This window comes from Armatimonadota bacterium (assembly GCA_025059775.1).
Classification (GTDB): domain Bacteria; phylum Sysuimicrobiota; class Sysuimicrobiia; order Sysuimicrobiales; family Sysuimicrobiaceae; genus Sysuimicrobium.
On the sequence record JANXCW010000002.1, the window covers coordinates 15,182 to 36,097 of the forward strand.

Below are 20,916 nucleotides of genomic sequence, written 5' to 3' on the forward strand. Positions count from 1 at the left end.
CCCGCCCATGCCGCGGGATGGTGCCGCTGGTGGCGGCGGTGGGACTCGAACCCACGACACCGCGGGTATGAGCCGCGTGCTCTGACCTCTGAGCTACGCCGCCCCCCTCCTTTTTACCACCCACGGCCCCCGTGGAGGAAGCCAAGACCCGAAAGAATGGCTACAATGGCGATGATGCGCTCCGTGTGGGGAGTGGTGCTCCTCCTGCTGGTGGCCGCCGCGCTGCGGTTCTGGCGGCTCGGGGAACCCCCAAAGCAGTTCTTCGATGAGATCTACTACGCCCGCACGGCCCAGGAGTACCTCACGGGCCGACCCGTCTACGAGTGGACCCATCCGCCTCTCTCCAAGCTCCTGATAGCGGGCAGCGTGCGGGTCTTCGGGTTCACCCCGTGGGGGTGGCGCTTCGCGAGCGCCCTGGCAGGGGTGCTGGTGGTGGCGGCCCTCTACGCGCTGGGGTACGCGGTGCTCCAGGACTCCCAGAAGGGCCTCGTGGTGGCGACACTGGGGACCGTAGACGGACTCCTCCTGGTGGAGTCCCGGATCGCGAAACCCGAGATCTTCCTCCTGCTCTTCTGCACCGCCGCTTACGCCGCGTGGTGGGCCGGAGTCCGCACCCGCCGTCCGGCGTGGTACCTCGCCGCGGGGCTCTGCGCGGGTGCGGCGGCGGCCACGAAGTGGACGGGCCTCACGAGCGTGGGGATCCTCTTTGTCGCTAGCCTCCTGGCGTGGCGGCGGGGGGAACTTCCGGCTCCCGGCCTCAACTTCGCCGCCCTGCTGTTCCTCCCCGCGATCCCTTACACGGCTTCCTACCTCCCCCACCTCCTGCGGGGGGAAACACTTTCGGACCTTCTGCGTCTCCACGAGAACATGTACCGGTACCACAGCACCCTGGTGGCCACCCATCCGTATGCGAGCCGCTGGTGGACCTGGCCTCTGCTGCTGCGGCCCATGTGGTACCACTACGAGGTGCAGGGGAAGATCATGACCGGCATCTTCGCGGTGGGGAACCCCGCGGTGTGGTGGGCCATCCTCCCCTCCGTCGGCCTTGTGGCCCCGCGTGCGGTCTTTGCCCGCTCAGGGAGGGGCCTGTTCATCCTCCTGGGATTCCTCTTCTCCTACGTCCCCTACGCTTTCATCGGCCGGCTCCTCTTCATCTACCACATGCTGCCCGCCCTGCCCTTCGCGTACCTCGCCATCACGGAGGCCCTGGGGGACATGGAGCAGCGGACGGCAAGGACGTGGGCGCGGGCGTACCTCCTCCTGGCGAGCATGGTCTTCGCCTTCCAGCTGCCGGTTCTCGTGGCGTATCCCGTGCCCGCCCGGTGGCTGCGGTGGTGGATCTGGATGCCCACATGGGTCTGAAGCGCTCCTTGACCGCCTTCTTCCCTGCCTACAACGAGGAGGGCAACATCGAGAGGACCGTGCGCCGGGCGCTCGAGGTGCTGCCCGCATACGCGGACGTGTTTGAGGTGATCGTGGTGGACGACGGGAGCACGGACCGTACCGCGGAGGTGGTGCGCCGTCTCATGGAGGAGGATCCCCGGGTCCGGCTCGTGCAACACGATCGCAACCGCGGCTACGGAGCGGCCCTGCGCACGGGATTTGCAGCCGCCCGGTACGAGTGGGTGTTCTTCAGCGACGCGGACCTGCAGTTCGATCTCGCGGACCTAGGCCGCCTGCTCCCCTTTACAGAGCGAGGAGACCTCGTGGTGGGCTACCGCCTCCGACGCCGGGATCCGTTCCACCGCCGTCTCATCGGGCGGGCGTGGAACCTCCTCGTGCGATGGGCCTTCGGGGTGCGGGTGCGGGACGTGGACTGCGCCTTCAAGCTCCTGCGCCGGGAAGTGGTGCAGCGATTGCCCCTGCGCAGCGACGGGGCCTTCATCAGCACGGAGCTACTCTGCCGGGCCGCGGCCGCGGGGGCCCGCATCGCGGAGGTTGGGGTTCCGCACTACCCCCGCCGGTGGGGCCGGCAGGGAGGAGCAAGCCTGCGGGTGATCCTTCGGGCCCTGCAGGAGCTGTGGCGGCTTTGGCGGGACCTCAGGCGGGCCTCCGCACAAGGACAAGCAGCATCCACCCCAGCAGCGCCAGGTGTAGGAGCGAGAGGGCGGCGGTCACGGGAGGGGTGAAGAGGCTCCACACCGCGTGGTAGAGGGGAGTCCGCGTGGCGGGGTATGTGCTCAGGTAGGCAAGGCCGTAGGCCAGATCCGCAGAGAGCAGGAAGGTCAGGCTGGCAACCGCATGAGCCCCGATCCGCCCCCCTCTCCACGCGAGGATCCCAAAGGGCAGGGCCGGGAAGAGATAGCGTTCGTGCATTCGGGTACCCAGGGTGAAGACGCCCAGGAAGAATATGGCCGCGGCGAGGTAGAAGCTCCCGGGTTCACGCGCTCGCCCACACCGCCACAGGACTACGCCTCCTACGGCTCCCGCGAGCAGGAGCCCCCACGCGCTGGCCGGCATCCCCATCCACCGCGTGGCATCGGGTTTCCAGTTGAACCCAAGGAGATGCCACAGGTTCAGGGCGTTCACGGAGCCATAGGGGTAGACCCGGGCGGCCTGGAGCACAAAGGCAAGCAGGCGGGTGGGCGTCAGGCCGAACCAGAGGGAGGGGAGCACCACGGCCGCGGCCCCCGCTCCCACAACCCCTCCCCAGTCCTCCCGTCGCAATCGTCCAGCACGAACCGCCCAGAGGGCGATCACGGGAAGTACCAGGGCGTACTGGGGCTTGGTGAGGACTCCAAACCCCAGGAGGACGCCTCCCAGAACGAGTTGGCGGTTCTGAAGGGCCCACCAGCCCCACAGGATCCAGGCCATGGCCACGGATTCCGCCTGTCCCCACAGGGCCCCAATGCACAGCACCGCGGGGTTCCACAGATACCACCAAGCGGCCCGCGGCCCGCCGAGCCGCGCCAGCGCCCCCGCCACCGCGAAGTCCGCTAAGGCGGGAGGGAGCTTGACGAGCACCGGACCCGCCTGCGGTGCAAGGCGCATCAGGACTCCCAGGGGCCACAGCACGAGCAGGTAACCAGGGAGGTAGTCCACGAAGGTATCCGGAGTGTAGAAGTGGAAAGGCCCTGTCCGGGCCATCCGCAGGGCCCAGGACTGAAAGGTGGCCACGTCCACCGCGTGTCCGGGAAGCAGCAGGAGAAGACCGCGGAGGAGCACGGGCCAAAGCCAGGCGGATCCCCGCAGAGCTCCCACGCCACCATGGTAGCGGATCCCTAGGAAACCGCCGGAAAGCCATCGAAGAGGAGGAAGCAGGGATGCGGATCGGGGTGCCCCGGGAGCGCAAGGACCAAGAGTACCGGGTGGGAATCACGCCCGGGGGCGTGATGCAGCTCGTGCAAGCGGGCCACGAGGTCCTCCTCGAGGCGGGGGCAGGCGAGGGGAGCGGGTTCTCGGATGAGGAGTACCGACGCCGGGGGGCCCGCATCGTCCTGGACCCTTCGGAGGTGTGGGGATGCGACCTGGTGATGAAGGTGAAGGAGCCCCTCCCTGAGGAGTACCGGTACCTGCGAGAAGGGCTCGTGCTCTTTGCCTTTCTGCACCTCGCGGCGGACGCACCCCTGACCCAGGCGCTGGTGGCCTCCCGCGCGGTGGCCATCGCCTACGAGACCGTGCAGCTCCCGGACGGGGAACTACCCCTGCTTACCCCCATGAGCGAGGTGGCGGGGAAGCTGGCGGTCCAGGAGGCCGCCTACTACCTGAAGCGCACCCAGGGCGGGAAGGGCACGCTCCTGGGAGGAGTGACCGGCGTCGCGCCGGGGACGGTGGTCATCCTGGGCGGCGGTGTGGTGGGCACGAACGCCGCCCGGGTGGCGCTCGGGATGGGTGCACAGGTCACCATCCTGGAGAAAAACTTCCGGAGGATGCTGTTTCTGGACGACGTGCTCCACGGCAGGTTCCAGGTCCTCGCCAGCAATCCCTACACCATCGAGCAGGCGGTGGCGTACGCGGACGTGCTGGTGGGCGCGGTCCTGGTCCCCGGGGCCCGCACGCCGCGGCTGGTGACGGAAGAGATGGTTCGGGCCATGAAGCCCGGGTCCATTATCCTGGACGTCTCCATCGATCAGGGCGGATGCGTGGAAGGCATCCGGCCCACCACTCACCGCGATCCCGTGTACGTGCGGCACGGGGTGGTGCACTACGCGGTCACCAACATGCCCGCGGCCGTCCCCCGGACCTCCACCGTGGCCCTCACCAACGCCACCATCCCCTACGCCCTGCAGATCGCCGCAAAGGGGTGGCGGCGGGCCTGCCGGGAGGATCCGGCGCTCCGGAGGGGGCTCAACGTGGTGGAGGGTGCCATCACCCACCCCGGGGTGGCCGAGGCCCATGGGCTCCCGTATACTTCTGCGGAGGAGGTTCTGGAAGGATCAGGTTAGAGATCCCGGAAGATGGCCAGGGGCTCCCGGGGCCACTCCGGCCGGACCCGGCCGGCCGCGACTTCCTCGAGGGCAATGGTGACAGGGTTCTGGGAGTCCACATCCACTAGGGGCAGCTGCCCCGCACCCAGCTGCTGGGCCCGCTTCGCGGCCAGCATCACCAGAGCGTACTTGTTGGGCACGCGTTCGAGCAGCACCTCAAGGGGTGGTCGGATCATGCCGTCCTCACCTCGCAGGGCCCATTGTAGCGGGTTCAGGGAATCTGTCAAAGCCGGTTCGGGAGTCCTCGCGGCCGGAGCCGTCTCCGAGAGGGCGGTACAGGCGAAGCCCCAGGAAAACCCTGTTCTCCACCACCCCCAGTTCCAGGGTGCCGCGGTCCGTGGCCAAGGCCACGGTTAGGCCCACCTCCTGCTCCCGCCAGCTTCCGCTCACAGAGATGGTCCGATCCTCCCAGGGCCAGCTCCCCTGAGCGGCGAGAGCGGGAGGATAGCGTGCCTCCAGGGTAAGAAGCCCTCTCCCCACAAACCCCGTGATCCCCACCGTGGCCTGTCCTCCCCCTCCCACGGCGAACACGTCCCCGTAGACCACCACCTCTCCCAGGGAAGCGGTCATCGAAAGCCCAAGTCCTCCGGAGAGAACATAGGCCTTCAGCTCCCGCAAACTGAGCTCCACGAGGATCCCGCGGTCCGCCGCGTAGCCCGCCCGGATCCGGTATTCGGGGGCGTAGTAGGTGAGGGCTAGCCCCGAAAGCCCTTCCTGGTAGCCTGTGGGGAGCGGCGTCTGCCAGGTGTAGGGGAGCAGGCGCGCTTCCCCAAACCCGAGCGGGAAACGTCCCAGGAGCACGGAAAGGGGGCCCTCGTCCCACCGCAGGGAGAGGGTTTCCACCGCCACGGCTCCCCCTCCGAGCCAGGGGTGGTAGAAAGGGGAGACGGCGTACTGCAGCTCCCCCCTCCCGAGCGGGACGCTTCCTGAAAGCCGCAGGAAGATGACCTCCATCTCCCCGCTCCGGCGCAGCCCTGCTTCGAGGATCCCGCGAGACGGCGCTGCTCCCGCGGGAGGAGCGACCCCGAGCCCCACGACGAGAAGCCACACCAGAGGCCGCAACCCCTACCCCCTCCGCTCGTCCGCCACCACCGTCCCGTCCTCCAACCGCACGATGCGTCCCACCTGTTCCAGCAGGCGCGGATCGTGGGTGGAGAACAGGAAGGTGATGTGCTTTCTCTCGTTGAGCCGCTTCATGTGCCGGATGAGGTCCAAGCCCGTTTTGGAGTCCAGGTTCGCGGTAGGCTCGTCCGCAAGGACGACAAGGAGTTCTGCCACCATGGCCCGAGCCACCGCCACCCGCTGCTGCTCCCCTCCGGAGAGCTGAGCGGGCCGACGGCGGGCTTTGTCCGCAAGGCCGAAGGCCTCCAGGGCCGAAAGGGCCTGGCGCTCCCGCTCCGGCCGAGGAATGCCCCGTAGCTCCAGCAGAAGCGCGGCGTTCTCCAGAGCCGTGAGCACCGGCAGGAGATTGTAGGCCTGGAACACCGAGCCCACGTGGAACAGGCGGAACCGGGCCCGTTCCGCCCGGCTGAGCCGGTCCACCCGCACCCCGGCCACGTACACCTCGCCCTCCGTGGGCAGGTCCAGGCCGGCCAGGAGGTGCAGGAGGGTGCTTTTTCCGGATCCGGAAGGCCCCACGATGGCGGTAAATTCCCCCCGCTCCACGGAGAGCTCCACGCCCCGCAGAGCTACGGTCTCCACCCCGTTGCTCCGGTAGACCTTTCTGAGTCCCACCGTTCGGATCATGGGAGTCTCCTCAAGGCGCATACCGCATGGCCTCCACGGGCTCCAGCCGACCCGCCAGGTGGGCAGGCCAGAGGGCTGCGAGCACCGATACTGCAAGGGCGTACCCCACCGTCAGGAGGAAATCCCGGGCAGTAAGCCTCCCGTAAAGGACCTCCGGGAAACCGAACTCCAAGTACCGCTCTGCCAGGCCGAAGGGGAGGCGGAAGCCGTCGCGCATCTCCAGATACATCCCTATCCCCACGAGTACCCCCACGAGCGTCCCCAGACCCACCAGGAACCCGCTCTCCAGCAGGACCACGCCCACAATCCGCCTCCTGCTCGCGCCGAGGGCCGCCAGCAGGCCGAACTCCCGGATTCGCTCCACGAAGCTCAGGTAGAGGGCGTTCAGGAGGATGAGACCCACTAGGCCAAAGAAGATCCCCACGTAGACCGCGAGGATGGGCTCGTACAGCCGGATAAGGGCATCCATGGCAGGGTTCGCCTCCCGCCAGGTCTCCACCTGGAAACCCACTAGCCTCCTCCGGAGCACCTCCTGGAGGGCCTGGACCTTCTCCTCCTCGTAGAGGCCGTGTGCCGGAAGCCGCACCTCCAACCGGGTGACCCGCCCGGGAGCGAGGAGGACCTGCGCGGCCGATAAGGGCACGAGAAGGGTCCTGGCCTCCTGCCCCGTCTCTGGGAGATCCAGCAGCCCCACCACCCGGAAGGCGGCGATCCCGGTCCCCGTGCCACCCGGCGCGTAGGCTACCACTTCCCCTCCCAGATCCACCCGCAGGGCCCGGGCCAGAGCGGCGCCCAGGAGCGCTTCGTCCCCCCGTTGAGGGAGACGGCCCCGGGTGAGGTAGCTCTCCTGCCGGCGAAACCCGGGTGGCTCAAGTCCTACGAGCACGGCCGCCCGGCTCCGATCCCCCGCGATGAGGAGGGCGGGTCCTTCGAGAACTCCCTCCCCCGTACTCCCCGAAGGAAGGGACAGGGTTCCCCGGAGGGGTTCCGCCTCGAAGCTGAGGCTTTCCAGGTCCTCCTTTTCCCGGTATCCCTCCACCCGGATCACCACATGTCCGCCTCGCTCCGTGAGGGTCCGGATGAAGCCGTCCAAGCTGGCGGCGGCGAAGGACAGGAGGAGGAGACTGAGGCAGACCACCAGGGCCACGGTGAAGACCGTGGTGAGGGAGCGGCCCCTGGCCCTCAGCAGGTTCCGCCAGGCGAGTGCCCCCACTACGGGCACCCTCGCTCCAGGGAGAGGGGATTGAAGCAGCGCTCCGGAACCGGACCCACCCGCACCTCGCTCACCTCCACCACCGTCCGATACCCGGACCTGAGGAGGTCCCGGACCTCCACCCGGCCGGGCAGGACCGCCGCCCCGTGTCGGGTGTACCCGGAGATCCGAACCTCCCGGATGGCCGCCCCCCTCTGGTCGTAGTACAGGAGGCGTTCCGGAAGCTCCTCCCGGAGGTAGACCTCCACGCGGCCGTAGGGTGTGGGAGCTCCGGGCTTGGGGACCAACACCAAGGCCTCCCTTTCCTCGGCCACGGAGAACTGCTCTTCCAGATCCCGGCCCATGAGGTCCTGGTAGGTGAGATCGCTTCCCAGAAAGCGCTCCGCGCGCCCCGTGGGAGGCAGGCGGAGGGTGCGCCCGAGACGTGGGTCGTAGAGGTACAACTCGCCTTCCAGGGACAGGAAGGCCTGCCCCGCCTCCCGGACCGGTTCCAGCACCCGCAGCCGCGCGCGCCTGCCGTCCGTGTACACCTTCAGGCGGTAGCTCCGTTCCGCATTCGGGCGCACCACCCGGATGGTGTAGGTGGCCTCGTGGCTGGGACCCCGCAGCCGGTCCAGGATAGCCTTCAACCGGGCCTCCGGCCCCGGGGCCAGGGCAAGGGAAACCACGAGCGCCCAAGCCACGTGCACGCTCACACCTCCTTCAGGTACCTCGGCACGTTCAGGTAGACCACGAGCCTGCTGGGAAAGAGAAAAGCCAGGAGGGTAGAGAGGACCACGGTGGTGGCCGCATACAGGGCGTAGTGCGGTCGCACAGCGGTATAGAGGGCCTCCGTGAGACCGGATTCCGGCAGGAGCTCCACGGAGAGCCGCATGAGCGGACCGAAGACGTTGTGGGCGGAGGTATACAGAAGGAGGCCGTAGCCGAGGAGCAGTCCTCCCACCAGCCCCACCAGGCTCGCGAGGAACGCTTCGAGGGCCACCATCGCCGCAAGGCGCCCGGGGCTCATTCCCAAGCTTTCCATCACACTGAGCTCCCTGAGCCGCTCCCGCACGCTCACGTATGTGGTGCTGGTCACCGCCACCGCCGCGAGCAGCATGAACAACCCCACGATCGGGATGTAGAACAGGCGGCTCGCCTCGTAGTCGTACCGGATGGGACCCATGAGCTCCCACACCCCCTTCGCCCGGAGCTCCGGAGAGAGCACCCGATTCAGCTCCTCCGCGGCCCGCATCTCCCACCCCCGCGGGACCCGCACCGCCAGCTCCGTGGCCCGAATCCCCGTCAACCCTTGCGCATCCTCCAGAGGGATGTACAGTCCGGAGTGGTCCACCGTGGAAACCCCGGCTCGGAGGATCCCCACCACCTGCAACCCCAAGGCCTGCGGGCCCCTGCGGCCGCTGGTCTCCACCACAAGCCTCTCCCCCACCCGCACGTCCAGCCGGCGAGCCAACCGCTCCCCGAGCACCACTTCCCCCCGCCGGGCCATCCAACGGCCTTGGACCACCTTCCCGGCAAGACGGCTCAGCCCCCTCTCGCCCTCCGAGTGGACTCCCACCACCTCCAGGCCCTCCGTGCGGTACGGAGATCGAACAAGGGCCGCAAACCGGAGCCTCGGGGTCTGTGCCTGGACCCTCGGATGGGAGAGGACGGGAAGGCGTGTGAGGCCGTGGGCCGGATCTGGGTCTTCCCACCACGCGGTTCTTGCCACCACCACGGGGGCCACCAGGTAGGCCCCATACGCTTCCACGAGGCTCTCCCCGTACCCGTCCAGAAAACCGTAGAGGAACAGCACGGCCACGGTCACGTAGGCGACCACCAGGCCCAGCAGCGCCGTCCTCTGACGGTGCCGGAAGAGGTTGCGCCACGCGAGCCGGAGGATGGGAATCACAAGCGCCTCCCCGCCGTCTGCCCCGTGAAGAACGCACAGGACTCCTGGACCGGGCATCCCCCACACCGGGGCACGCGGGCCCGACACAGCTCCCGGCCGTGGCGCACCAGCAGGAGGTGGAAGGGAGCGTACCGCTCGGGCGGAACCAGGGCTTCCATCCACCCATGGGCAGCTTCCCGGGACATCCCCGCAGGCAGCAGCCCGATCCGGCGGGCCACCCGATACACGTGGGTGTCCACGGGAAAGGCGGGAATCCCAAGGCCGAACAGCAGCACGATGGCCGCGGTCTTCGGCCCGATCCCCGTCTGCCCGAGCAGCCACGCCTTCGCCTCCTCCACAGGCATGTCCCCCACAAACGCCAAGGAAGGTTCGCCCCGGACCACTGGGAGGATCCGGAGGAGGGCCTGGATGCGGCGGGCCCGCACGGCACTGAGGCCCGCGGGTCGGATGAGGGTCTCCACCGTGTGCGGGGGAGCATCCCGCACCCCGCTCCAGGTGTGGAAGCGAGCCCGCAGCCGTCGGAAGGCCTGGTCGCTGTTCCGGTCGGAGGTGTTCTGGGAAAGAAGGGCACGCACAAGCACCCCCACGGGATCTCCAGGCACCGGGATCCGGGGTGGACCATAGAAGGCCTCCAGCCGGCGGTCGATGGCCCGGGCCCTGCGCCGGAGCGACGGGGAGGGCGCTCGCTCCGTCACGGGGCCGACACCTCCGCGCGGACCCATTGGGAGAGAGAGAGGGCGTTGCGCACCGCATATCCCGCCACATCGTTGTTGTAGAAGGCATACACGTCCCGTCCCTTGCGCAGCTCCTCCTGGATCCAGGCGGCATCCTGACGGATGAAGGCTTCCGGGTAGCAGCTGCGGTACAGGGGTCCGGGCCCGTGCCGGCGGAGGTAGCTCCAGCAGGCCACCTGAGGCACTCGCACCACGGGCCGGTCCAGGGGCTGCGGGGTCATGTCCGGGAGCAGCACCTGGAAGGGCCAGTCCGCTCCCACCACCGCGGCGTCCTGAGCCTCCAGCCGTCGGTAGACCGCCTCCGTGAACCAGGAGGGATCCCGGAACTCGAAGGCATGCCGCACCTGGCCGGGAAGCGCCTGCAGGAAGGTCTCCAGAAGCTCCGGGTCCGCCCGGAAGCGGGGCGGGAGCTGCCACAGGACGCAGCTCAGGCGCCACCGCAGGGGCTGCGCGGCAGAGAAGAACCGGTGCAGGGCTTCTCCGGCCTCCCGCAGGCGGCGGAGATGGGTGATGAAGCGGCTGCCCTTGAGCACGAACCGGAAATGGTCCGGGACCTCTTGGGCCCAGGCCTCAAAGGTCCTGCGGGGCGGCAGGCGGTAGAAGGTGACGTTCAGCTCCACGGCGTTGAAGTGCTCGGCATAGTGCCGTAGCCACCGGCGCGGCGGGAGATCCTCGGGGTACAGGACGCCCACCCAGTGCCGGTAGGTAAATCCGGAGGTCCCGATCCACGCGGTGGCCACGGGTCACCGGAGCAGGCGGATGCGGGCGAACCGACGCTTACCGACCCGCAGCACCATCCCGTCCCGCACCTCCACCCGTGCCTCTGGATCCTCAAGCCGCCTCCCGTCTACGCTCACCCCACCCTGCAGGACCAGCCGACGCGCCTCGCTGCGGCTCCGGACGAGACCCGCCCGCACCACCAGATGCGCCACAGGCAAGGACCCCTCCCATAGGTCCGCCTCCCGGAAAAAGACCTCCGGGATCTCTTCCGGCAGCTCCTTGCGGGCAAAGACCCGGTCGAAGGCCTCCTCCGCGGCCCGGGCGGCCTCCTCCCCGTGCCAGAGACGCACGATCTCCCGGGCGAGCCGGCGCTTCGCGTCCCGGGGGTGTACGGTGCCCCGTTCCAGGCCCGTCACCAGTTCCCGGACCTCCGCCTCGGGGAGTTCTGTGCACAGCTCGAAGTAAGTCGGCATGAGTGCGTCCGGGATGGACATGACCTTTCCGTACATCTCCTCATGTGGCTCGGTGATCCCGATGTAGTTGCCCAGGGACTTGCTCATCTTCTCCACCCCATCGAGACCCGGCAGGAGCGGCATGAGGAAGGCCACCTGCGGTGGCTGACCGAACTCCCGCTGGAGGTTTCGGCCCATGAGGAGGTTGAACTTCTGGTCTGTCCCTCCGAGCTCCACGTCCGCCTGCAAAGCCACGGAGTCGTACGCCTGACAGAGCGGATACAGGAGCTCGTGGAGGCCGATGGGGATCCCTTCCCGCCACCGCTGGGTGAAGTCGTCCCGCTCCATCACCCGGGCCACCGTGACCTTGCTGGCAAGCCGGACCACGTCCGCAAACTGCATGGGGCTCAACCACTGACTGTTGAACACCACCCGGGTGCGCTCGGGATCCAGGATGCGGCTGTACTGCGCCCGGTAGGTGGCAGCGTTTCGCGTCACCTCCTCCGGAGAGAGCATCGGCCGGGTCTGCTTCTTTCCAGAGGGATCCCCGATGAGGGCCGTGAAGTCCCCGATGACGAGGATGGCCTCATGTCCCAGGTCCTGGAACTGCCGCAGCTTCCGCAGCACCACCGCAAACCCCAGGTGGATGTCCGGGGCCGTGGGATCCAGTCCCAGCTTCACCCGCAGCGGCCGTCCCTCCTGCAGCTTCCCGAGCAGCTCCTCCTCCGAGACGATCTCCGCGGCACCCCGACGCAGCAGCGCCAGCTGCGCCTGCGGGGTCATTCCGGGACTCATTGCGGCCTCCGGGAAGGCAAGCCCAGGATCTCCGGTCGGGCCTGCAGGGCCAGGAGCAGCGGGTACCCGATCCCGTAGCAGGCCACGAGCTGGCCTAGGAACACCGTTCCCACCGTGGGCCAGTACGGCACCCCCACCAGGAACTGGAGGTAGAGGGGAACGCCCAAGGCGTTGACCACCACGGGCGGGAGGGGCGCAAGCCACGGCCGGGGCATGCGGGCGGTGAGCAAGGCCGCCAGAAGGGTCAACAGGGTACCGAGCAATACGTCCACAAGCCCGTACGGGCCCAGCAGGTTCGCCACGAACACCCCCAGCACCACCCCCAGGGTTCCGGCCGCGGGATCCAGGTAGGGGAGCACGGTGAGGGCCTCAGAGATCCGTACCTGCACGGGACCATAGCCGAGCTCCCCCAGGGATGCGGTCGCCGCCGCGTACACGCCCGCGATCAGGGCGGCCCGCACCAGCAATCCGATCCGCACCTTCCGGCTCATGGCCTCTCCCCCTCCGTACTGAACAGCAGCCGCAGCGCCCTCCGGTCCACCTCCACGCCAAGCCCAGGACCCCGGGGAGGGGCTCCAAACCCGTCCTGGGTACGGGGTGGATCCCCTGCCACGTGCTCCAGGACCCAGTCGCTCATGAAGGAAGCTGCCAGAAAGGCCTCGGGCCTGGTGCTGGCGGCCAGGTGGCTGGTGGCCGCGGTCACGAGATCCCCGCCCCACGTGTCCTCGAGGATGAGGCAAAGCCCCAGCTCCTGGGCGAGATCCCGCACCCAGCGCGATGGGGTGAGTCCCCCGAACCGGCTGATCTTGAGGTTGATCCCCGTGGCCCCCATCCGTGCGGCCTCCAGCACGTCCTGCACGCCCGTCACCACCTCGTCCAGGAGCATGGGGAGGGAAGCGGATCTCCGGACCGCCCGGCACTCTCCCAGGGTGGGGCAGGGTTGCTCCAGGATCAGGCGGGGAAGTGCTTCCAGCTGCCGGACCAGGAGCATGGCGGAGTGGAGCCGGTAGGCTCCGTTCGCGTCTGCGATCACCACGTCCTCTTCCCCGGTGACGTCCAGGACCGCCCGCACCCGAGCCACATCCTCGCGGGGCGTGGTGCCGATCTTGAGCTGGAACCGGCGGATGCCCTGCGCGCGTTGCTCCCGCACGAACTCCGCCATCTCCTCCGGCTTCCGCAGCGGGACCGCGGTGTAAAGGGGAAATCGTTCCTGCCACCGTCCGCCGAGAAGCAGGAAGACGGGAAGCCCCGTGGCCTTGCCCATGAGGTCCCAGCACGCCACATCCACCGGGCTTTTCGCAAACTCAAACCCACGCAGGGTACGCTCCATGCGGCGGTGAATGGCCGCAAGGTCCCGGGGATCCAGGCCCAGAAGCGGCGGGAGGAGTTCCCGAAGCGCAACCCGGATCCCTTCCGCGAAGGCCGGCAGGTAGGTGGATCCCAACGGGCACACCTCCCCCCACCCCTCCAACCCTTCGTCGGTCAAAACCCGCACCACCGTGGAAGGCAGGGTGTGGACCACACGGCCGCCGGACATCCCGTAGGCCCCGTGGCGGTAGGTGAGCTCGTAGCCGTACACCTCGATGCGCACGATCCTCATGGTTCGAACTCCACCACGGTCACCCCCTCTCCCCCCTCCTGCGGGCCCGCCAGGTGGAACCGGAGGCCGGGGTGCGCGGACAGCACCTCATGCACGGCCCGACGGAGGGCCCCCGTGCCCTTGCCATGCACCACCACGAGGCGCCGCACGCCCCGGAGCAGAGCCGTGTCCAGGGCCCGCTCCAGCTCGTAGGCCGCGTCGTCCGCTCGGAGCCCCCGGAGATCCAGGCGGGTGGCGGATTCCGCGGCAAAGCCCCGCTCCGTGGTCCGACGGGGCCGGGAGGGCGGCTCGGAACCGGTGGGCTGCCGCAGATCCGTCCGGGGAACCCGGACCTTCCACTGCCCCACCTGTACTTCCACCTCGCCCCGATCCGTAGTACCCACCACGGTTCCCTCGGTCCGCAGGGAGACCACCCGCACCCGATCCCCCGGTGCGATGGCCTCCACGGGTTCTCCCACCTCAGGAGCCTGCTCGGCCTTCAGGGTCCTGTGGAGCTCCGCGAGCCGGGAGGAGGCCTCCTGCGCCACCTGCGCCCGACGCTCCGCCCGCAGCTCCGCGAGCACCCTCCGGACTTCCTCCTGGGCTCGTTCCACGATCCCCCTGGCCTCCTCCCGGGCCTGGGCCAGGAGCCGCTCCCGCTCCGAACGGAGCTGTGCCCGCAGCGCCTCGTAGCGCGCGCGTTCCTCCGCCGCCTCCCGGCGTAACCGCTCCGCCTCTGCCCGGGCCGTCTCCATCCGCCGCCGGTCCTCGCTCAATCCGGCCAGCATGCTCTCCACCTCCGTCACCTCCCGCGGGAGGTATCCTCGCGCCCGCTCCAGCACCCCCGGAGGTAGCCCCAGGCGCTGGGCGATGACGAAGGCGTGGCTGCTCCCCGGAATCCCAATCCGCAGCCGGTAGGTGGGGCGCAGGGTCTCCGCGTCGAAGTCCACGGAGGCGTTCTGCACGCCCTCCCGGTCGTACGCGAGGGACTTGAGCTCTCCGTGGTGGGTGGTGGCCACCACCCGGCAGTCCCGTTCGTGCAGGGCCTCTAGGATGGCGCGGGCCAGAGCCGAGCCCTCCGCGGGATCCGTGCCCGCCCCGATCTCATCCAGGAGCACCAGGGCAGCGGGCCCGGCCCGGTGCAGGATGTCCACGATGGCCCGCAGGTGGCTGCTGAAGGTCGAGAGCGACTGCTCGATGCTCTGCTCATCCCCGATGTCCGCGAAGATCTGAGGGAAGACGCCCATCCGGCTCCGGGGGGAAACGGGAACGAACAGCCCCGACTGCAGCATCAGCTGCAGCAGACCGATGGTCTTCAGGGCCACGGTCTTGCCCCCCGTGTTGGGCCCCGTGAGGATGAGGGTGCGGAAATCCATCCCCAGGCGCACGTCGATGGGAACCACCGGCCGTTGGGGATCCCGCCGGTGGGCGTAGACGAGGAGGGGGTGCCGGGCCTCCACGATCTCCAGCTGGGGGCCTGGTAGCAGTTCCGGATTCACCGCGTCCAGTTCCTCCGCCAGGCGTGCCTTGGCAAGCGCTAGGTCGAGACGGGCCAGAATGTGCAGGGACCGTTCCAGCTCGGCCGCACAGACGGCCACCTGTTCCGAGAGCCTCCTCAGGATCCGCTGGACCTCCCGCTCCTCCGTGCCCCGCAGGGCCCGGATGCGGTTTTGGAGCTGCACGGCGACCAGCGGCTCCATGAAGGCGGTCTGGCCGGTACTGGACTGGTCGTGGAGGATCCCGGGGAACTGGTGCACATACTGGTGCTTCACGGGCACCACGTACCGATCACCCCGCACGGTGATGATGGGATCCTGGAGCATGCGGCTCCAACGGGGCGACCGGATGATCTCCTCGAGCTTGCTGCGCAGCTCCTCCTCCGTGGCCCGCAGCTGTCGCCGGATGCGGCTGAGCTCGGGGCTCGCGCTATCCAGCACCGCCCCGTCCTCCCCGACGCCCCGCTCCAGCTCCGCCTCCAGCAGGACCAAGGTGGGGAGCTCCCGGGCCAGGGCGGACAGCTGTGGCACCTGCTCTGCCCGGGAGAGCACCGCACCCTTCACCCTCCGGGCAGCCCGAGCGGTGTGCAGAATCCGCAGCAGGTCCTCCGGCGAGAGCACCCCGCCCACCCGGACCCGGGTGAGATGGGGTCGGAGGTCATGCACCCCGCGCAGGGAGAGCTCACCCTCCCGCAGGAGCCTTCGGGCCTCCGCGGTCTCCTGCAGTCGCTCCTGCACGGTGTGGAAGTCCGCGGCGGGTTCCAGCTCTGCCGCGAGCTCCGCCCCCATCGCGGTCTCCGCCAGCTGGCGCAGGCGCTCCCGGATCTTCTCGAACTCCAGAACCCGCAGGGTGCGCTCATCCATACCCTAATTCCCCGCGCCATTGTATACCGGCCGGGAAAGAAAGGGGCTTTCGGGGTCCACGAACCGCCAGGGGCGGTCTCGGGCGCGCCGGATTCCGATGCGCGGGGTGGCGAGAAGGCGGCGGGGTGGAATCCCCGCGGCAAGGTAGAGGGGACCCGGTCGCGTGAGGTCCGCTCCGTTCCAGGAGAGATCGATGGCGAAGGCCTGCGTGAGGCGGCCGGGGCCGCTGGTGAGCAGCCGCACTTCCTCTACTCCCCGCAGCCCGCGCATTGCCTCCAGTCCTTCGAGGGGCTCCGCGGCCCGCAGGAGTACGGCTCCCGGAACCCCTTCCGGTTCCGTGACCACGTTGATGCAGTGGTGGTTGCCGTACGTGAAGTACACGTAGGCGATCCCCGGCGGGCCCCACATGACGGCACTGCGGGCGGTGCGGCGGTAGGCGTGGCTTGCGGGGTCCTGGGGTCCCAGGTATGCCTCCACCTCCACGAGGCGTCCCACGAGCCGCACCCCGTCCGGCAGAACCCGTACGAGCAGCGCTCCCACCAGTTCCCGCGCCACCTGGAGGGTGGGCCGGGCGAAGAAGCTGCGGGGCAGGGGCTGGAGAGCGCGTTCCGCGATCATCCGGAGCGCTTTCCCCGGGCGGCAGGACGCTTGCGGCCCAGGACCTCGAGGAGCTTCCGCAGCGGCAGGGTGTTCACCACGTCCTTCGCCTCCGCCCACCCCCGCCGGGCGGTCCCCACGCCCAGCTCCATGTACCGGAGCTGCGCGGGGCTGTGGGCATCCGTGTTGATGCAGAGCAAGGCCCCATGCTCCACGGCCAGCCGCACGTGCACGTCCTTGAGATCCAGCCGCTCCGGGGCCGCGTTCACCTCCAGGATGGTGCCGGTCCTGCGGGCGGCCTCCACCAGCCGCTCCACGTCCACGGAGTAGGGATCCCGCTGCTGGACGAGCCGGCCCGTGGGGTGTCCCAGGATGGTGACGTAGGGGTTGTGCATGGCCCGCACGATGCGCTCCGTCATGGCTTGAGCGTCCATGCGGAAATGGGTGTGCACGGAGGCCACCACCACGTCCAGGTCCGCCAGGACCTCGTCCGGGTAGTCCAGGGATCCGTCCGGAAGGATATCCACCTCAGACCCGATGAGGACCACGATCCCCTCCAGCCGCTCGCTGAGACGGCGCACGTCCCGGATGTGGCGCCGAAGGTCCTCCACCGTCACCCCGCCCGCGAACTTGAGGCTCTGGGAGTGGTCCGTGATGCAGATGTACTCGTAGCCCAGCTCCCGCGCAGCCCGGGCCATCTCCTCCACCGTGGCGGTGCCGTCGCTCCACCGGGTGTGCATGTGGAGGTCACCCCGGATGTCCTGGAGGGTCACGAGCTTCGGAAGCGCTCCGCGCTCCGCCACTTCCAGTTCCCCCTGATCCTCCCGCAGCTCCGGCGGGATCCAGGGGAGCCCTACCGCGGCGTACACCTCCTCCTCCGTCCGGCCCGCGATGCGCCGCTCCCCTCGGAAGACCCCGTACTCGTTGATCTTGAGGCCCATCCGCACGGCCCGCTCCCGGAGCTTGATGTTGTGTCCCTTGCTCCCCGTGAAGTACTGCAACGCCGCGCCGAAGCAGATGGGCTCTACCACCCGAAGGTCCGCTTGGATCCCCACCCGGAGCAGCACGCTGCTCCGGGTGGGGCCGTGCGAGAGCACCTCCCCGACCTCCGGCATCCGCACGAAGGTCTCCATAGGCTCCTCGGGGGCACTGCTGGTCACCAGGATATCGATGTCGCCGATGGTGTCCTTCATGCGACGCAGGCTGCCGGCCACGCGGACGCCGTGGACGGACGGCAGCCTCTGCAACCGGGCCACGATCTCCTGAGCATACGGCCGCACGGTCCCCAGGGGCAGCCGCTTCCCTGCCCGGCGCACCTGTTCGATCCCCCGCAGGATGTTCTCCACCGTTTTCTGTCCCATGCGGGGAAGGCCCACGAGCCGTCCGGATCGCGCGGCCTGTTCCAGCTCCTCCAGGGTGGTGATCCCCAGATGCTGGTAGATGAGCATGGCGGTCTTCGGCCCCAGTCCCGGGATCCGCAGGAGGGTGGTGATGCCCGCGGGGAGTTCCCTCAACAGTTCCGCGTGGTAGGCGATCCTCCCCGTGTGCAGGTATTCCCGGATCTTCTCCGCGATGCTCTTGCCTACCCCGGGAATCTCCTCCAGGGCTCCCCGGGCCGCCAGTTCCTCGATGTCCTCCGTAAGGCTCTCCATAGCCCGGGCAGCCCGGCGGTATGCGTTCACCCGGAAGGGGCTCTCTCCCTTCACCTCCAGCAGGTCCGCGATCTCGTTCAGCAGGGACGCGAGCTCCAGGTTCTTCATGGTTCAGAAGGACTCCCCGCCCGGCCCCAGCTCCGGAATCTTCCAGGGGAGGACGCCGTTCAGGCTCCGCACGGCAGTCGCCTCCCAGCTCGCGAGGGTGGGCGCGAGCAGGGATCGCTCCACATCCGGCCGCACCGCGGGGCCGAAGGGTGCGGCCAGGAGGAACACCAGGAAGATCATGGAGAGCACGGCTCCCTTGAGAACCCCCAGGAGTCCACCAAGAAGGATCTGAACGCCGGCAGCCGCCCCCCGGCCCGCGATGGCCGCGGTGAGGTAATTGCCCACCACCACGAGCACCACCAGCATCCCCAAAAAGGTCACGGTGGCCGCCCATTCCGGCCAGGGGAAATCCCGGCCGAAGAGGGCTTGAGCCGCGGCCTTGTAGAACCGGCTGGTGAGTCCGAAGGCGAGCGCGAGAAAGCAGGTCTCCAGCAGGGTTCTGAGCGGTCCCCGAGCCAGCCCAGAGAGGACCATGAGCAGGGTCAGGGCGAGGATAATCCAGTCCACCCACGTCATGCCGCTCCCTCCCCCCCCCAGGATTCGCGGCACCGCGGGGAGTTCCTGCGTTCTACGCGCCCCGGAGGCGGGCACCGAACCGCTGCCGCAGGGCCTCCAGGACCTCCTCCAGAATCGCCTCCACCTCCCGGGCCTCCAGGGTACGATCCGGGGATCGGAACCGGAGGGAGAGAGCCACGCTCTTGTGGCCCGGTGGCACCTGCGGTCCCGTGTACACATCGAAGGGCTCTGCCGCCTCCAGCACCGGGCCCGCCACCCTCCGGATCTCCCCCACCAGGTCCCCCGCCGCCACCTCCTCCCGGACCACCACCGCCAGGTCCCGGTCCACCGCGGGGTAACGGGGAAGGGGCCGGAGCTCCGGAGGCCGGGCGTGCGCGAGCAGGGGCGCGAGGGCCACCTCCGCCACGTACGCCCTTTCCCGCAGATCGTAGACCTCCGCCACGTGGGGGTGCACCTCCCCCATCCATCCGACCCGCTCCGATCCAATCCACACGGCAGCGGAGCGGTAAGGGTGAAGCCAGGGGACGGCTTCCGGCACCAGCCGCCAGTCGGGAATGTGCAGGGACTCGAAGAGGGTTTCGAGGTTCCCCTTGAGGTGGTAGAAGGTGCTCTCCACCACCTCTTCCGGGAGGTTCCAGCGCCCCAGGAGCACCCGGCCCATGCGGGCGATCCCCACCACCTTACGCTCCTCCCAGCCCTCCGGGGTGGAGAAGTACACCCGGCCGATCTCGAAGATGTGCACGTCCGGGATTCCTCGGGTGCGGTTCGTACGCAGGACCTCCAGGAGGGAGGGCAGAAGCGTGGTGCGCAGGTGCGTGTGTTCCTCCGTGAGGGGGTTGAGAAGTCTGGGGGCCTCCCGGAGCGGGTGGTCGGGCGGAATCCGGAGGCGAGCGAGGTCCCGGGGATGGAGGAGGGAAAGGGTGAATACCTCCGTGAGGCCATCGCGCAGCAGGATCTCCCGCACCTCCCGCTCCCGCGCGAGGTGCTCCGGGAGCCTTCCCACCCCCATCTCGCCGAGGGGCATGGTCTCCGGGATCCGGTCGTAGCCCCACAGCCGGGCCACCTCCTCGATGAGATCCTCCTCCCGCTCCACGTCCCGGCGGTGGTGGGGGACCCGGACCACCGCCCGGTCCTCCTGCGGCTCCACACCGAATCCCAACCTGCGGAGGGTCCCTTCGGCCTCCTCCCGCGGGATTTCAGTCCCCAGCACCCGGCAGAGGCGGTCGTACCGCAGGACTACCACCCGGGGCGGCTCCGGGCGGGGGTACACGTCTACCTCGCCACGCAGCACCCGCCCCCCGCAGTAGCGGCGCATGAGCTCCGCGGCGCGGGCGGCGGCGATCCGGGCCCGCTCCGGATCCCCACCCCGCTCGTGCCGGGTGCTCGCCTCCGTGCGCAAGCCCACGGCCCGGGCCGTGCGTCGCACCGCCACGGGGTTGAACCACGCGGACTCCAGCAGCACCCGGCGGGAGGTGGGTCGGATCTCGGTGTCCGCGCCGCCCATGATCCCGCCCAGGGCCACGGGCCGCTCCCCGTCCGCGATCACGAGCGTCCCTTCCGGTAGCACCCGCTCCACCCCGTCCAGGGTCACGAGCCGCTCTCCTGCCCGCGCGGTCCGGACCACAATCCTGCCGTCCACGAGGGCGTCGTAGTCGAAGGCGTGGAGGGGTTGGCCCAGCTCCAGCATCACATAGTTGGTGATGTCCACCACGTTGTTGATGCTGCGGATCCCGCACTTCTCCAGCCGCTCGGTCATCCACCGGGGAGCCGGACCCACCTGAACGTCCACGATCACCCGAGCCACGTACCGGTAGCAGAGATCGGGATCCGCGAACGTCACGGAGGCGAGACTCCCCGCCGCGGGATCCTCCTCCTCCACCACCGTGGGAGGGACCACCACCTCCCCGCCCGTGGCCGCCGCCACCTCCCGCGCGATCCCCACCATCCCCAGCCAGTCGGGCCGGTTCGTGGTGGTCTCCAGGCAGAACACCCAGTCATCCCCCCACCGCTCCACGGCCTCCACGCCCAGGCCCAGCATGGGGAACCGCTCTGTCCACGCTTCGGGATCGAGGGGGTCCGGTGTGCGCACCAGTTCCCGGAGCCAGGTCCACGGAACCCGCATCCCG

General features: G+C 69.1%; 20 protein-coding genes and 1 tRNA gene. 3 read left to right on the forward strand and 18 right to left on the reverse strand.

Annotated features, from left to right (window positions below; genetic code table 11):
* Positions 1-27: 27 nt before the first annotated feature.
* Positions 28-103 (reverse strand) — tRNA-Met (locus tag N0A24_01540).
* Between the two features lie 53 nt (positions 104-156).
* On the opposite strand from N0A24_01540, the gene N0A24_01545 reads away from it, so the two are divergent.
* Together N0A24_01545 and N0A24_01550 are read left to right on the forward strand one after the other, a co-directional pair.
* Entirely contained in the window at positions 157-1,362 is a 1,206-nt protein-coding gene (locus N0A24_01545) for a phospholipid carrier-dependent glycosyltransferase (protein MCS7172090.1), read from the forward strand.
* Positions 1,332-2,129, forward strand: a complete 798-nt coding sequence (locus N0A24_01550; protein ID MCS7172091.1) for a glycosyltransferase family 2 protein — start codon at positions 1,332-1,334, stop codon at positions 2,127-2,129. The genes N0A24_01545 and N0A24_01550 overlap by 31 nt, the downstream gene beginning before the upstream one ends.
* On the opposite strand, the gene N0A24_01555 is transcribed toward N0A24_01550, so the two are convergent.
* Positions 2,041-3,201: a hypothetical protein gene (locus tag N0A24_01555; GenBank protein ID MCS7172092.1), complete on the reverse strand. Its 1,161-nt coding sequence runs from the start codon at positions 3,199-3,201 to the stop codon at positions 2,041-2,043. The genes N0A24_01550 and N0A24_01555 overlap by 89 nt on opposite strands.
* Before the next feature lie 62 nt (positions 3,202-3,263).
* On the opposite strand from N0A24_01555, the gene ald reads away from it, so the two are divergent.
* Positions 3,264-4,385, forward strand: a complete 1,122-nt coding sequence (ald, locus tag N0A24_01560; protein ID MCS7172093.1) for an alanine dehydrogenase — start codon at positions 3,264-3,266, stop codon at positions 4,383-4,385.
* Here ald and rpoZ read toward each other — a convergent pair.
* From rpoZ to pheT, 16 genes are read right to left on the reverse strand one after another with little or no spacing between them, the layout of a single operon-like run.
* On the reverse strand, positions 4,382-4,603 hold the full coding sequence (rpoZ, locus tag N0A24_01565) for a DNA-directed RNA polymerase subunit omega (protein ID MCS7172094.1): 222 nt from the start codon (positions 4,601-4,603) through the stop codon (positions 4,382-4,384). The two genes, ald and rpoZ, sit on opposite strands and share 4 nt — an antisense overlap.
* 7 nt (positions 4,604-4,610) lie before the next feature.
* Positions 4,611-5,489 carry a hypothetical protein gene (locus N0A24_01570; protein MCS7172095.1) on the reverse strand — a complete coding sequence of 293 codons (879 nt, stop codon included), beginning with the start codon at positions 5,487-5,489 and terminating at the stop codon, positions 4,611-4,613.
* A gap of 3 nt (positions 5,490-5,492) precedes the next feature.
* Positions 5,493-6,194, reverse strand: coding sequence for an ABC transporter ATP-binding protein (locus N0A24_01575; GenBank protein MCS7172096.1), 702 nt, complete (start codon positions 6,192-6,194; stop codon positions 5,493-5,495).
* The gene (locus tag N0A24_01580) at positions 6,184-7,386 is read right to left on the reverse strand and encodes an FtsX-like permease family protein (protein MCS7172097.1); all 1,203 of its coding nucleotides are present in this window, start codon (positions 7,384-7,386) and stop codon (positions 6,184-6,186) included. The genes N0A24_01575 and N0A24_01580 overlap by 11 nt, the downstream gene beginning before the upstream one ends.
* Positions 7,386-8,081 carry an outer membrane lipoprotein-sorting protein gene (locus tag N0A24_01585; protein MCS7172098.1) on the reverse strand — a complete coding sequence of 232 codons (696 nt, stop codon included), beginning with the start codon at positions 8,079-8,081 and terminating at the stop codon, positions 7,386-7,388. The genes N0A24_01580 and N0A24_01585 overlap by 1 nt, the downstream gene beginning before the upstream one ends.
* Positions 8,078-9,274: an ABC transporter permease gene (locus tag N0A24_01590; protein MCS7172099.1), complete on the reverse strand. Its 1,197-nt coding sequence runs from the start codon at positions 9,272-9,274 to the stop codon at positions 8,078-8,080. The genes N0A24_01585 and N0A24_01590 overlap by 4 nt, the downstream gene beginning before the upstream one ends.
* Entirely contained in the window at positions 9,274-9,972 is a 699-nt protein-coding gene (locus tag N0A24_01595; protein MCS7172100.1) for an endonuclease III, read from the reverse strand. The genes N0A24_01590 and N0A24_01595 overlap by 1 nt, the downstream gene beginning before the upstream one ends.
* Positions 9,969-10,751 (reverse strand): DUF72 domain-containing protein, encoded by a 783-nt coding sequence (locus N0A24_01600; protein ID MCS7172101.1) that lies wholly within the window; start codon positions 10,749-10,751, stop codon positions 9,969-9,971. Before N0A24_01600 ends, N0A24_01595 begins: the two co-directional genes overlap by 4 nt.
* 3 nt (positions 10,752-10,754) lie before the next feature.
* The gene (tyrS, locus tag N0A24_01605) at positions 10,755-11,978 is read right to left on the reverse strand and encodes a tyrosine--tRNA ligase (GenBank protein MCS7172102.1); all 1,224 of its coding nucleotides are present in this window, start codon (positions 11,976-11,978) and stop codon (positions 10,755-10,757) included.
* Positions 11,975-12,469 carry a QueT transporter family protein gene (locus N0A24_01610; protein ID MCS7172103.1) on the reverse strand — a complete coding sequence of 165 codons (495 nt, stop codon included), beginning with the start codon at positions 12,467-12,469 and terminating at the stop codon, positions 11,975-11,977. Before N0A24_01610 ends, tyrS begins: the two co-directional genes overlap by 4 nt.
* The gene (locus N0A24_01615; GenBank protein MCS7172104.1) at positions 12,466-13,578 is read right to left on the reverse strand and encodes a mandelate racemase/muconate lactonizing enzyme family protein; all 1,113 of its coding nucleotides are present in this window, start codon (positions 13,576-13,578) and stop codon (positions 12,466-12,468) included. Before N0A24_01615 ends, N0A24_01610 begins: the two co-directional genes overlap by 4 nt.
* Positions 13,575-15,917: an endonuclease MutS2 gene (locus N0A24_01620; protein ID MCS7172105.1), complete on the reverse strand. Its 2,343-nt coding sequence runs from the start codon at positions 15,915-15,917 to the stop codon at positions 13,575-13,577. Before N0A24_01620 ends, N0A24_01615 begins: the two co-directional genes overlap by 4 nt.
* A gap of 3 nt (positions 15,918-15,920) precedes the next feature.
* A complete protein-coding gene (locus N0A24_01625) occupies positions 15,921-16,535 on the reverse strand; it encodes a DNA-3-methyladenine glycosylase (protein MCS7172106.1) in 615 nt (204 codons plus the stop codon).
* Complete coding sequence (polX, locus tag N0A24_01630; GenBank protein ID MCS7172107.1) at positions 16,532-18,274, reverse strand: DNA polymerase/3'-5' exonuclease PolX; 1,743 nt, start codon at positions 18,272-18,274, stop codon at positions 16,532-16,534. Before polX ends, N0A24_01625 begins: the two co-directional genes overlap by 4 nt.
* Positions 18,275-18,277: 3 nt before the next feature.
* On the reverse strand, positions 18,278-18,790 hold the full coding sequence (locus N0A24_01635; protein ID MCS7172108.1) for a CvpA family protein: 513 nt from the start codon (positions 18,788-18,790) through the stop codon (positions 18,278-18,280).
* Positions 18,791-18,842: 52 nt separating this feature from the next.
* Positions 18,843-20,912: a phenylalanine--tRNA ligase subunit beta gene (gene pheT, locus N0A24_01640; GenBank protein ID MCS7172109.1), complete on the reverse strand. Its 2,070-nt coding sequence runs from the start codon at positions 20,910-20,912 to the stop codon at positions 18,843-18,845.
* Positions 20,913-20,916: the final 4 nt, after the last annotated feature.

Excerpts from the sequence above, each read along its gene's own strand:
- rpoZ (MCS7172094.1), bottom strand. The coding sequence starts at position 4,603 with ATGATCCGACCACCCCTTGAGGTGCTGCTCGAACGCGTGCCCAACAAG.
- pheT (MCS7172109.1), bottom strand. The coding sequence starts at position 20,912 with ATGCGGGTTCCGTGGACCTGGCTCCGGGAACTGGTGCGCACACCGGAC.
- N0A24_01575 (MCS7172096.1), bottom strand. The coding sequence starts at position 6,194 with ATGCGCCTTGAGGAGACTCCCATGATCCGAACGGTGGGACTCAGAAAG.
- N0A24_01625 (MCS7172106.1), bottom strand. The coding sequence starts at position 16,535 with ATGATCGCGGAACGCGCTCTCCAGCCCCTGCCCCGCAGCTTCTTCGCC.
- N0A24_01620 (MCS7172105.1), bottom strand. The coding sequence starts at position 15,917 with ATGGATGAGCGCACCCTGCGGGTTCTGGAGTTCGAGAAGATCCGGGAG.
- N0A24_01545 (MCS7172090.1), top strand. The coding sequence starts at position 157 with ATGGCTACAATGGCGATGATGCGCTCCGTGTGGGGAGTGGTGCTCCTC.
- N0A24_01635 (MCS7172108.1), bottom strand. The coding sequence starts at position 18,790 with ATGACGTGGGTGGACTGGATTATCCTCGCCCTGACCCTGCTCATGGTC.
- polX (MCS7172107.1), bottom strand. The coding sequence starts at position 18,274 with ATGAAGAACCTGGAGCTCGCGTCCCTGCTGAACGAGATCGCGGACCTG.
- N0A24_01615 (MCS7172104.1), bottom strand. The coding sequence starts at position 13,578 with ATGAGGATCGTGCGCATCGAGGTGTACGGCTACGAGCTCACCTACCGC.
- tyrS (MCS7172102.1), bottom strand. The coding sequence starts at position 11,978 with ATGAGTCCCGGAATGACCCCGCAGGCGCAGCTGGCGCTGCTGCGTCGG.
- ald (MCS7172093.1), top strand. The coding sequence starts at position 3,264 with ATGCGGATCGGGGTGCCCCGGGAGCGCAAGGACCAAGAGTACCGGGTG.
- N0A24_01610 (MCS7172103.1), bottom strand. The coding sequence starts at position 12,469 with ATGAGCCGGAAGGTGCGGATCGGATTGCTGGTGCGGGCCGCCCTGATC.